General features: G+C 72.3%; 12 protein-coding genes. 3 read left to right on the top strand and 9 right to left on the bottom strand.

Features of this window, described 5'->3' with window-relative positions:
* Positions 1-150: 150 nt before the first annotated feature.
* Positions 151-3,765, bottom strand: a complete 3,615-nt coding sequence (locus tag Val02_RS44815; protein ID WP_203905482.1) for a S8 family serine peptidase — start codon at positions 3,763-3,765, stop codon at positions 151-153.
* On the opposite strand from Val02_RS44815, the gene Val02_RS44820 reads away from it, so the two are divergent.
* A complete protein-coding gene (locus Val02_RS44820; protein ID WP_203905483.1) occupies positions 3,764-3,928 on the top strand; it encodes a hypothetical protein in 165 nt (54 codons plus the stop codon). The genes Val02_RS44815 and Val02_RS44820 overlap by 2 nt on opposite strands.
* A gap of 9 nt (positions 3,929-3,937) precedes the next feature.
* Entirely contained in the window at positions 3,938-4,528 is a 591-nt protein-coding gene (locus Val02_RS44825; protein ID WP_203905484.1) for an O-methyltransferase, read from the top strand.
* Here Val02_RS44825 and Val02_RS44830 read toward each other — a convergent pair.
* The 6 genes from Val02_RS44830 to Val02_RS44855 all read right to left on the bottom strand — a co-directional run bounded on the left by Val02_RS44830 (position 4,515) and on the right by Val02_RS44855 (position 9,775).
* Entirely contained in the window at positions 4,515-4,709 is a 195-nt protein-coding gene (locus Val02_RS44830; RefSeq protein ID WP_308440057.1) for a ferredoxin, read from the bottom strand. The genes Val02_RS44825 and Val02_RS44830 overlap by 14 nt on opposite strands.
* A 10-nt stretch (positions 4,710-4,719) precedes the next feature.
* On the bottom strand, positions 4,720-5,943 hold the full coding sequence (locus Val02_RS44835) for a cytochrome P450 (RefSeq protein WP_203905485.1): 1,224 nt from the start codon (positions 5,941-5,943) through the stop codon (positions 4,720-4,722).
* 150 nt (positions 5,944-6,093) lie between these two features.
* Entirely contained in the window at positions 6,094-8,265 is a 2,172-nt protein-coding gene (locus tag Val02_RS44840) for a heavy metal translocating P-type ATPase (protein ID WP_203905486.1), read from the bottom strand.
* A 30-nt stretch (positions 8,266-8,295) separates the two neighbouring features.
* Complete coding sequence (locus Val02_RS44845; RefSeq protein WP_203905487.1) at positions 8,296-8,502, bottom strand: heavy-metal-associated domain-containing protein; 207 nt, start codon at positions 8,500-8,502, stop codon at positions 8,296-8,298.
* A 26-nt stretch (positions 8,503-8,528) separates the two neighbouring features.
* A complete protein-coding gene (locus Val02_RS44850) occupies positions 8,529-8,855 on the bottom strand; it encodes an antibiotic biosynthesis monooxygenase family protein (protein WP_203905488.1) in 327 nt (108 codons plus the stop codon).
* Positions 8,852-9,775: an NADP-dependent oxidoreductase gene (locus Val02_RS44855; protein WP_203905489.1), complete on the bottom strand. Its 924-nt coding sequence runs from the start codon at positions 9,773-9,775 to the stop codon at positions 8,852-8,854. Before Val02_RS44855 ends, Val02_RS44850 begins: the two co-directional genes overlap by 4 nt.
* A 78-nt stretch (positions 9,776-9,853) precedes the next feature.
* On the opposite strand from Val02_RS44855, the gene Val02_RS44860 reads away from it, so the two are divergent.
* A complete protein-coding gene (locus Val02_RS44860; protein WP_239153811.1) occupies positions 9,854-10,837 on the top strand; it encodes an Lrp/AsnC family transcriptional regulator in 984 nt (327 codons plus the stop codon).
* Positions 10,838-10,866: 29 nt separating this feature from the next.
* Here the strand turns inward: Val02_RS44860 and Val02_RS44865 are convergent, their stop codons facing one another.
* Both Val02_RS44865 and Val02_RS44870 read right to left on the bottom strand, forming a co-directional pair.
* Positions 10,867-11,157, bottom strand: a complete 291-nt coding sequence (locus Val02_RS44865) for a metal-sensitive transcriptional regulator (protein ID WP_203905490.1) — start codon at positions 11,155-11,157, stop codon at positions 10,867-10,869.
* A gap of 40 nt (positions 11,158-11,197) precedes the next feature.
* Complete coding sequence (locus Val02_RS44870; protein WP_203905491.1) at positions 11,198-11,722, bottom strand: hypothetical protein; 525 nt, start codon at positions 11,720-11,722, stop codon at positions 11,198-11,200.
* Positions 11,723-11,853: the final 131 nt, after the last annotated feature.

Raw genomic sequence — 11,853 nt, forward strand, 5'->3', positions numbered from 1 at the left:
TTTCCAGGCCGTCCTGCATGGATCCATTTTCGTACATGTGTCGGAGCGGGCGGACCCTGTTTTCGCCATCTGAAAGCGGAGTCCGCCCTCCGGTTTCGAGGGACAAGCGGGCGGGGCGCCACCCACACGGGCGCCCCGCCCGGCTCCTGGTTATCGCAGGCCGTAGGCCCGGAGCACGGTCTGGGTGACCGTGCTGCCGGTGCGGCGGTCGTTCGCCGACACGCGCAACGACACCGAGGTGCCGGCCCGCGCCGCGGGGACGAGCGCCGCGTACCTGCCGTCCCGCCCGAGCGCCGGCACGCGCCGCCACGTCGCGCCCTCGTCGAAGGAGACGTCGACGGTGAGCGACGTTCCCCTCGGCGCGGCGAGCCCGCGCTGGTGCCGCAGCGTGAACCCGACCGTGTGCGCCCGCGCCGCCACCCGGCCGGTCGCGTCCGCCGCCACGTCGTAGTCGACCTGCAGCAGCGGCAGCGGACCGGCGACCGGGCGCGACGTGAACGTCCACGCCGTCTCGGTGCGCGTTCCCCAGAGCCACTCGGCGTTGCTGCGGGCGGTGGTCATCGCCAGGCGGTAGGTCGCCGTGCCGCCGGGCACCTGCACGTCCCGCCACGCGTTGGGCAGTTCGGCGAGCGGCTTGCCGTCGCGGGAGAGCGTGACGGCGCCGAGGTTGGCGTCGTCGTAGTGGCCGTCGGCGTCGACCAGCCGCGGCACGCGCAGCCGCAGGATGTCACCGTCCCTTGTGGACACCACCGACGGCGGTGCGGCCGGCCGGACCACCGGCGCGTACCACGACTCCGACACGCGGTCGTCGCCCCGGTAGGTACGCGGCTCGTCGAGCAGCCCGTAGCCCAGTGGGCCGAAGTCGATCCACGGCCAGTCGTGCGAGACGCGGTGCTGCCACAGGGAGTCGCCCGCGGACACCCACTCCTCGCGCTCGCTGCCGGTGGCGACCGGGCGGGAGGTGTCGTTCCACGAGTATTCCTGCCAGGGGCGCCAGCCGAAGCGCTGTTCCTTGGCCCAGCCGAAGCCGCCCTGGTCGCCGTAGCGGGTGTGCACGACGGCCGTGTTGCGTGCGGTCACGGTGTGCGTGATCCGCTGCGGGATGTGGCCGCGTTCCACGTGGAAGACGTCGTACAGGTACGGGCTCGACGGCGTCAGCGTCAGGTCCAGGTACGCGCCCTTTCGCGCCCGCTCGACGAGCCGCATGCCCGACCCCGCGGGAAGATGCAGCGTGGGCACCGCCTCCCGTTCGCCCTCCGGGGACCAGACACTCCAGGCCGAGAAACCGGCGGGCCTGATCAGGAGAGCGACTGCCGCCCCGCGCGTCGCGACCGACGCCAGCTGTTCATCCTCGGGAACGTCACCCGCCGGCACCAGCACCGCCCGACCGCGCACGTCGCTGCGCCCGTCGTCGACGACCAACGGGTAACGCCGCTTCCCCTCGAAGACCGGCGAGCGGGTCCGCAGGTACGCGGCGATGTTCGGCACACCCGGCACCGAGGCGCTCACCTGCGGCGCCACCAACTGCCACCGGGACGAGAACTCGAAGCTGCCGCCGCGGCGCAGCGGTGCGGTCGGGGTGACGTTGACCTGCCGGACGCCGCTGAAGTGCATCACGCCGTGGCTGATCGTCCGCCCGCCCGGCGTGACCCGGTGCGAGTAGTAGCTCAGAATCGTGCGCTGCTCCGCGGGTTTCGGCGTCTCGATGCGGATCGGCGTGCCGGTGCGCGCGTCGAGCGTGACGACCAGGTCGCGGTCGAGCACCAGTTCCGGATTGACCACGAGCGTGACCTGTTCGTCCTGCGGGCCGCCGTCGGCGATGAGCGCGTGCAGGAAGTAGTCGCCCTCGGTGAGCCCCTGGACGGTCAGCTCGCCGCCGTTCTCGATGTAGTTGAGCACGTCGTTGTTGGGCATCTCGCCGTACATGAGCAGCACCGGCACACCGGTGCGCCGCCCCGACCGGTCGACGGCGCGGAACGTCACCGAGTGGCGCGGCCCGTCGACCGGCAGGCCGACGGCGGTGGTGACCCGCGTGCCGTCCGGGGCGGTGGCGGTGATCCGTCCACTGTGGAGGCCCCGGTCGATCTTCTTCGGATCCAGTGTCACGGGCGCCTTCGCCGTTCCGTGCGCGGGAACGGTCACCGTCGCCGGGATGCTGAGCGCGTCCGGTTCGGCCTTGCCGGTGGTGGTGTTGTCGAGCGCCAGTTTCAGCGTCAGTGTCACCGGTGCGTTGCCGTCGTTGGTGTACGTGATGTCCTTTGTGGACGGTGCGGGGTTCGTGTCGATGTACAGGCCGAGGTCCAGGGTGCCCGTGCCGCGCACGGCCTGGGTGGTCGCGCGGGCCACGTCGACCCGGCCCGCGCCCTGGGCGTACGCGGACAGGCCGGCCGTCGGCTGCGCGGTGCCGGTGAGCGCCTCCTTGAGCGTGGCGCCGTTCCAGTCGGGGTGCTGCTGGGCCAGCAGGGCCGCCGCGCCGGCGACGTGCGGGGTCGCCATCGAGGTGCCGTTGGCCGCCGTGTAGCTGGCGTCGACGGGCTTTCCCATGGACGTGCCGGCCGCGCGGGCCGCGACGATGCCGACGCCGGGCGCGGTGATGTCCGGCTTGAGCCCCTCGTCACCCGCGCGCGGCCCCTGGCTGGAGAACGGCGCCAGCGCGTCCGACCGGTCGACCGCGCCCACGGTCAGCGCCGCCGTCGCGATGCCGGGCGTGCCGATCGAGCCCATCCGGCCGGCGTTCCCCGCCGCGACGACGAACAGCGTGCCGGTCTGCGCGCTGAGCCGCTCGACCGCCTCGCTCATCGGGTCGGAGCCGCCCTTCGCCTCGCCGCCGAGGCTCATGCTCACGATGTCGGCGCCCTGTGCGGCGGCCCACTCCATGCCGGCGATGATCCACGAGTCGTAGCCACTACCGGCACCGTTGAGCACCTTGCCGACGAGCAACTCCGCGCCCGGGGCCACCCCCTTGCGGCTGCCGCCCGAACCGGCACCCGACCCGCCGACCGTGGCGGCCACATGGGTGCCGTGCCCGTGCCGGTCCACGGTGTCGGCCTCGTCGGTGAAGTTCTCCGCGCGGGCCACCCGGCCGGTCAGATCGGGATGCGTCTGGTCGACCCCGGTGTCGAGCACCGCCACCTTGACGCCCCGGCCGTCGATCCCGGCGGACCACGCGGCGGGTGCGCCGATCTGCGCGGTGCTGCGGTCCAGGGTGGTCTTCACCCGACCGTCGAGCCAGATGCGTTCGATCCCGCCGGAGGACGCCAGTTGCGGACCGGTCTGCTCACGCCAGAAGTTCGACAGAGTGGTCTTGTCGGCAGTGAACGCCGCACCACCGATGCTCGGGAGGGCGCGACCACGGGAAGCCACGCGGGCGCCGGGACCGTAGCGCACGATCAGCGGCAGGCCCGGCGAGTCCGCGTCCCCGAACCCGTCGGCGACCAGCTCCTCCACGTCGAAAAGGTCCACGTCCAGCCGCCCGGCGGCGATCTGCGGGACGACGTCGCTCGGCAGCACGCGCAGCCCGCCGTCGACCTCGAGCGTGTGGAACGTGATCCGCTCCCGGCCCGGCGCCGGCGTGACCGACGCGGCGACCCGCCCGTCACCGGCCGGCGACAGCGCGACGACGTCCCCGGTGATCAGCGTGATCCGCGCGGTGGCGGCGGCCGGGGGAGTGGGGCCGGGCGCACCGGCCGGGGCGGCGGCCGCCGGCACGGGGACGGAGAGTGCGACCGCCACTACCACGGCCGCGGCTATTGCAGGTGAACGCATGTCGGCAGTCTGGTGTCCGGTTGTTTCGGCCGACATCGATCGCACCTGCCGCACAGTGGACATGTCGCACAGTGGCCATAATGACCGCGTGTCGATCCCGCACGAACCGGCCGGCCAGCTTAAAACGACGCTTGTCGATGTATCGGCGGCGCGTCTGGCATAGGGTGTCGCGGTGGACGAGGCCCTGCGCACCCTTCTCGACGAGCTCTACGCCGACGGCACCGCGCACGACGCGGACCAGCCCGACCGCCTCCGCAGACGCCGCAACCTCGAACCGGAGACCGCGAACCTGCTCGCGCTGACGCTGCGCGTCGCCGGTGCCCGCGAGGTGGTCGAGATCGGCACCTCCAACGGCTACTCGGCGATCTGGCTCGCCGACGCCGTCCGGGACACCGGCGGACGAGTGTCCAGTGTGGACGTCGAGGAATGGCCGGGCGTCGTGGAGAACCTCGTGCGCGCCGGTGTCTCGCCGAGCGTCGCGCGGGTCATCAGCGACGGCGGCGCCTATCTCGCCGGGCTGCCGGAGGGCAGCGTGGACCTGCTCTTCCTCGACGCCGAACGGGTCGAGTACCCGCGCTGGTGGCCGCATCCCGTGCGGGTGCTGCGCCCCGGCGGGGTGCTCGCCGTCGACAACGTGCTGTCGCATCCCGACGAGGTCGCCGGGTTCCTCGCGCTCGCGCGAAAGCGGGACGACCTCGTCGGGCACACGGTGCCGGTGGGCAAGGGGCTGTTCCTGGCGTGGAAGCGGGCTACTCCACGCTGATCGCGCCGGACGGACAGAGGTCGACGGCCTCCTGCAGCAGATCCTTCTGCGCCTCCGGGGGCGTCGGATCGGTCAGCACCACCAGGCCCTGCTCGTCGTCCTGGTCGAACACGGTCGGCAGCGTGCGCACGCAGTTGCCCGCGCCGACGCAGACGTCCCGGTCGACCCTGATGCTCAGCATTCCTCCTCGCTCACCATGCGACGGGCAGTGCGGTCAGGCCGAATACCACCGCGCGGTCCCGGAACACCAGTTCCTCCGGGGCGACGGCGAGGCGCAGCGCGGGGAAGCGGCGGGCCAGTTCGACCAGGGCGACGCGCAACTCGGCGCGGGCCAGCGGCTGCCCGATGCACTGGTGCACGCCGAAGCCGAACGCGATGTGCTGTTGCGCCTGGCGATACGGGTCGAACTCCTCGCCGTCGCCGAAGACGGCCGCGTCCCGGTTGGCCATCGAGAGCACGGCGATCGCGCCCTCGCCGGCCCGGATCGTCACGTCGCCGATCGTCACGTCCTCGATCGCGAGCCGGGGCAGGCCGGAGCGCACGATCGAGGCGAAGCGCAGGAGCTCCTCCACCAGGCCGGGTGCGAGGTCCGGGTTCTCGTGCAGGGCCGCGTAGTACTCCGGGCGTTGGATGAGCAGCAGGGCCGACAGGCCGATCATGTTCGCCGTCGTCTCGTGGCCGGCGATGAGGAGCAGGATGCCGATGTTGATCATTTCCTGCTCGTCGAGTTCGCCGGTGTCGAGGCGTTCGGTGACGAGCCGGCTGATCAGGTCCTCGCCCCGTGCCCCGGGGTCCGTCTCCCGGACCTTGTCGATGAGGGAACGGATGTAGGCGCGCAGTTCGTCGGAGGCGGTCCTGATCTCCTCCGCCGGGTTGTTGAGCCCGATGAGCATGCGGCTCAGCTGCTGGAACCGGGCGTGGTCCGCGTAGGGCACCCCGAGCAGGTGGCAGATCACCATGGACGGCACGGGCAGCGCGAAGTGGTGCACGAGGTCGGCGGGCGGGCCGGCGTCGCGCAGGTCGTTCAGCGCGTTGTCGACCGCCTCCTGGATCAGCGGTTCGATCCGCCTGATGTTCTTGATCATGAACTCGGACGTGAGCATCCGCCGGATCCGGCTGTGGTCCACCCCGTCCATCCGGATGAACATGCCCTTGCGGTCGATGTCGCGCTGCGGCGGCTCCGGGCGCAGCAGCGGGAAGGCCGGTCGGCTCGCGTCCGCGCTGAACGCCGGGCTGCGCAGCATCGCGCGCACGTCCGCGTGGCGGGTGATGAGCCACGCGTCGGAGCCGTTGGGCAGCCGCACCTTCGTCGCCGGGCCGTCGAACCGGTGCCGGTCCAGGTCGCTGAGCAACCCGAACGGCTGCCCCGGCGGCTCGGCGAACGGGTACCGGGGCAGGTCGGTGGTCGTGGACATACGATCCCCCTGATCAACGATCAGTATCGATGTATGTACGCCACGTTATCGTCCGGCCGACTCAACGGGTAGGCCTGAACCCCTTCAGCCGCAGGCTGTTGGTGACCACGAAGACCGAACTCAGGGCCGTCGTGGCTGTCCAGGCGGTGCTTATCGGGTTGGGCGGAAGCGTCGAAGTCGCAGGCTGTTGGTGACCACGAAGACCGAACTCAGGGCCATAGTCGCTCCGGCGATCATCGGGTTGAGCAGCCCGGCGGCGGCCAGCGGCAGGGCCGCCACGTTGTACCCGAACGCCCAGAAAAGATTGCCTTTGATCACCCGCAGGGTGCGCCGCGACAGGGCGATCGCGTCGACCGCCGCCATCAGGTCGCCGCGCACCAGCGTCAGGTCGGACGCCTCGATCGCCACGTCCGTGCCGGTGCCCATCGCCAGGCCCAGATCGGCGCGGGCCAGCGCGGCGGCGTCGTTGACCCCGTCGCCGACCATCGCCACCACGCGTCCGGAGTCCTGCAGCCGCTTGACCACGTCGACCTTGTCCGCCGGGAGCACGCCGGCGATCACCTCGTCGATCCCCACGGCCGCCGCCACGGCCCGCGCGACGGTCTCGTTGTCGCCGGTCAGCAGGACCGGTCGAAGGCCCTTGTCCCGCAACGCTTTCACGGCGGCGGCGCTGGTCGGCCGCACCTCGTCGGCCAGGACCAGCGTCGCGCGCGCCTTGCCGTCCCAGCCGACCGTCACGGCCGTCTTCCCCTCGGCTTCCTCCGGGAGAACGGCGTCGAGCAGCTGCGGGCGGCCGACGACCACGCGACGGTTGTCGACGGTGCCCTGGGCGCCCAGCCCCTCGAGATTGGCGAAGTCGCGCACCGGCGGCGGATTCTCGACCGCCGCGGCGACGGCGCGCGCGATCGGGTGCTCCGAGGCCGCCTCGACGGCCGCCGCGAGGCGCAGCGCCTCGTCGGGATCCTCGCCGGGTGCGGGGATCACCTCGACCAGCGCCATCCGGCCGGTCGTCACGGTGCCGGTCTTGTCGAGCACGACCGTGTCGACCGTGCGTGTGGACTCCAGCACCTCCGGCCCCTTGATGAGGATGCCGAGCTGGGCGCCGCGACCCGTGCCGACCAGCAGCGCGGTGGGCGTCGCGAGGCCGAGCGCGCACGGGCAGGCGATGATGAGCACCGCCACGGCGGCCGTGAACGCGGCCGTCGCGCCGGCGCCCGTGCCCAGCCAGAAGCCGAGCGTGGCCACGGCGAGCGCGATCACCACCGGCACGAACACGCCGGAGATGCGGTCCGCGAGGCGCTGCACCTCGGCCTTGCCGGTCTGTGCCTGTTCGACCAGGCGGGCCATCTGCGCGAGCTGCGTGTCGGCGCCGACCCGGGTGGCCGTCACGACGAGCCGGCCGCCGGCGTTGACCGTCGCGCCGACCACGGGGTCGCCGGGGGCCACCTCGACCGGCACCGACTCGCCCGTCACGAGGCTCTGGTCGACCGCCGAGGAGCCCTCCTCGACCACGCCGTCCGTGGCGATCTTCTCGCCCGGCCGGACCACGAAGCGGTCGCCTCTCGTCAACTGCTCCACCGGGATGCGGACCTCTTTGCCGTCGCGCAGCACGGCGACGTCCTTGGCGCCCAGTTCGAGCAGGGCGCGCAGGGCCGCTCCGGCGCGGCGCTTGGCGCGGGCCTCGAAGTAGCGGCCGGCGAGGATGAACACCGTCACCCCGGCGGCGACCTCCAGGTAGATGTTGCCGGTGCCGGTGCCCCGTTCGACCGAGAGGCGGAACGGGTGCGTCATGCCCGGCATCCCCGCGTCGCCCAGGAACAGCGCCCACAGCGACCAGCCGAACGCCGCCAGCGTGCCCATCGACACCAGCGTGTCCATCGTGGCGGCCCCGTGTCGCAGGTTGACCGCCGCCGCCCGGTGGAACGGCCACCCGCCGTACACCACCACGGGGGCGGCCAACGTCAGCGACGCCCACTGCCAATGCGCGAACTGCCACGCCGGCACCATCGCCAGCGCGATCACCGGCACCGCGAGCGCGATCGACACGAACAGCCGTGTGCGGAGCGGGTCGTACGGCGGCGCGGCCTCCTCGACCGGCGCCGCCGGGACCCGCGCGGTGTAACCGGTGCGTTCGACGGTGGCGATCAGGTCGTCCGCCGTGATCGTCGGGTCGGCGATCGTCACCGAGGCCTTCTCGGTGGCGTAGTTGACGCTCGCGCGCACGCCGTCCATGCGGTTGAGCTTCTTCTCGATCCGGTTGGCGCACGCGGCACAGGTCATGCCGCCGATCTCCAACTCGACGAGGTTCGTCGGGCCACTCATGACGTCACCACCGTGCAGCGGGCGGGTCGATCAGTCGACCAGGGCGTAGCCGGCCTCGTCCACGGCCCCGCGAACGGCCTCCCGGTCCAGGGGAGCGTCGCTGGTGACCGCGGCGGTGCCGGCCGGCACGTCGACCTGGACGTCGGTGACGCCGGGCAGGGTGCGCAGCTCGGTGCTCACCGCGCCGGCGCAGTGGGCGCAGGTCATGCCGGTGATGGTGTAGGTCGTCGTCGTCATGCGTTCGACTATACCCCTGGGGGGTACTATCGGCCACCGGCTCCGCTCGACCGGGGCGTCGGCGTCAGCTCCGCGCAGACCTCGAACAGGCCCGGGTGGGCCGTGACGCCCTCGATGCGCTGCCCGGCCGGCACGAAGTCCTTCAGCGCCGCCCGGTACGACCCGACGTCGCTCCACCGGGCGACGTTCACGAACTGGAACGTGCGGTCGCCGTGGCCGAGGTTGCGGTGCAGGCGCGCCCCGAGGAAGCCGGGCGCGGTGACGAAGTGCGCGACGGTGCCGTTCCAGGCGTCGAGGAACTCCTCCTCCCTGCCGGCCGGGACGGTGAAGCTGTTGATGAGGACGACGGTCATCGTGAGTCTCCGTTCGGATGGATGGTCAGGACGAGGCGGCCGCGGACGTGGCCGGTCTCGCTCGCGGCGTGGGCCGCTCCCGCGCGTTCGAGCGGGAACATCTGTGCGACGGGCAGCACCAGCCGGCCGGCCGCGACGAGGCGGGCGCCGTGGCGCAGGGCGGGTACGCGTTCGCGGCCGACGCCGGTCGACGTCCGGGCGCCGTGTCGGGGAGCGCAGAAGTCGGCGATCGACACCACCCGCGCGGGGTCGCCGGTCAGGTCGGTCAGCGCGCCGATGACGCCCGAACCGGCGATGTCGATCGCGGCGTCGACGCCGTGCGGCGCGAGTGCGCGGATCCGCTCCGCGAGGCCGGGGCCGTAGGTGGTGGGGATCGCGCCGATCGAGGCCAGGTACTCCTGGTTGGACGGGCCGGCGACGCCGATCACCGTCGCGCTCCGCTCGACGGCGAACTGCACCGCCGCCGACCCGACCCCGCCGCTCGCGCCGTTGACGACGACGGTGTCGCCGGCCGAGACGCGCACCTCGTCGAGCACCCGCACCCCGGTCTCGAACGGCGTCGGAAAGCCGGCCGCCCCGGCGAAGGAGACGTTCGCCGGCTTGTGCGCCCACGCGGTGAGAACGGCGTGCTCGGCATAGGTCTCGTGGCCGGAGCCGAACACGGCGTCGCCGATCCGGACGTCGGTGACGCCGGCGCCGATCTCGTCGACCACGCCGGCGGCGTCACCGCCGATGCCGGCCGGCAGCCGCAGCGGGCGGAAGTGTCGCATCAGGCCCCGTCGGATCTTCCACTCCAGGGCGTTGACGCCGGCCGCGCGTACGGCGACGCGGAGTTGGCCGGGGCCGGGACGGGGCGGTTCCACATCGAGGACTTCGAGGACATCGGGACCGCCGTAGCGGGCGAACTGGATCGCTCTCACGGACCCGAGGATCGGCCCACGTCATCGGCCGGCGAAGCAGTCCGAGTCGGAACGGTGGAATCCGTCATGCTGTGCGGCGTGGAGAGGGAATCCGTCGCGCTTGACGATCTCGACCGGGCGCTGATCGACGCGCTGCGGGTGGACGGGCGGGCGCCGTTCGCGCGCCTCGGCGAGGTGCTCGGCGTCTCCGACCGCACCGTCGCGCGGCGCTACAACCGGCTGCGCGGCACCGGTGTGCTCAACCTGGTCGGCGTCGTCGACGCGGCGAGCCTCGGCGGCGCCGAATGGCTGGTGCGGCTGCACTGCAGGCCCGGTTCCGCCGACTCGGTCGCCGAGGCGCTGGCCCGTCGCGACGACACCCGCTGGGTCGCGCTGCTGTCCGGCGGCACCGAGATCTGCGCGAGCCTCCGTTCGTGGTCGGCGCGGGAGCGCGACGAACTCATCCTGCAACGCCTGCAGCGCACCGCGCCCGTGGTGTCGGTGACGGCGCACAGCGTGCTGCACGTCTTCACCACCGCCGCGCCGCACCCGAACGGCACCGGGGCGCTGACGCCCGAGCAGGCCGCCGCGCTGCGGCCCACCTACGCCGACGGCGAACGGGTCCGGCTGGCCGACAGCGACCGGCCGCTGCTGGAGGCCCTCGCCGCCGACGGCCGGGCGCCCTATCCCGCCCTGGCCGCCGCCACCGGCTGGTCCGAGTCGAGCGTCGCGCGCCGCCTGCACGCGTTGCGCGCGGCCGGACTGCTCACGTTCGACGTCGACGTGGACGCCACGGTGCTCGGCTACCGCGCCGAGGCGCGGCTGTGGGCTAGCGTGCCGCCGGCCGACCTCGCGGCGACCGGGGCCGCGGTGGCGACCCGCTCCGAGGTGGCGTTCTGCGCGGCGACCACGGGACCGACGAACCTGCTCATCTCGGTGGTGTGCCGGGACAACCGCGACCTCTACCGGTACCTCACCGAGTGCCTGGGCGCCCTCGGCACGATCCGCGAGGTGCAGACCGCGCCGGTGGTCCGGGTGCTGAAACGCGCCCGGTCCGTCCCGTGGCACGGCACCGGTACTTGAGGGCGCGGACGCGGCGGCGGAGCCGTGTCTCAGCCGCGCTTCATGAGGCGCGCGACGGCGGCCATCATCTCGCCGGCCATCTCCTCCGCCCGACCCTCCTGCGCGCCCTCGTGCATGCAGTGCCGGGCGTGCCCGTCCAGCAGGCCCAGCGCGACCTTGTCCAACGCCGCCTGGACAGCCGAGATCTGGGTCAGCACGTCGATGCAGTAGCGGTCGTCCTCGACCATCCGCTCGATGCCGCGCACCTGACCCTCGATGCGGCGCAACCGGGCCTGCAACTGCTCCTTGGTGGCGGTGTACCCCCGGGTGGGCGTCGTCATCGCACCAGCCTACGGCCCCCCGGGGGTATACCGTCATCGCTCAGGACGGGGCCAGGAACGCGTACTCCTGACGCGACAGCGCGAAGCCGAAGCCGCTTTCCGTGTCATAACAGGTGACGCCCGACTCCTGCACGACACAGCGCATCCGTTCCACGATCACGATCGTGTCGGGCTCGATCGTCTCCGGTGCCGGCAGCAACGAGTCGGCGGCGCACGAAAGCTCCGATTTCTTCATCTTGTCGAATCGAATGCTCTTGCCGTAGATGCCCTGACAGCTCGGCGGCTTCGGGGGCAGCGCGTACGTCTGCAGCTGGATGTCGCAGCGCACCCAGGCCGCCTGCATGCGACAGCCGATGTTGCCGGAGGGCAGCTGGAAGTGCGCCGACGCCTGCGAGCGGGTGGCCTTGGCGGCGGGCAGCGAACCGGTGGGAAACACGAGGCTGGGCTCGGGTGCGGCACCGGCGGCGGGGCCTTCTTCGCGGCACGCGGCGCCCGTCAGAAGGGAAACGATGGCGACCGCGATCGCGGTGCCGAGGCGCACGCGCCGGGTTTTGGATGCCGTCATCGGGGGTCGGCTCCTTGAGAAATGTGGGGAAGGTGATGCCCATGCCGGGCATGCCCGACGAAAGTAGCGCTCCGCGGTCGGATTGGTGATTTCCGCGGGTCGGGAAGCTGCATAACGTCTAGGGAAATCGC

Source organism: Virgisporangium aliadipatigenens, from assembly GCF_016863615.1.
Classification (GTDB): domain Bacteria; phylum Actinomycetota; class Actinomycetes; order Mycobacteriales; family Micromonosporaceae; genus Virgisporangium; species Virgisporangium aliadipatigenens.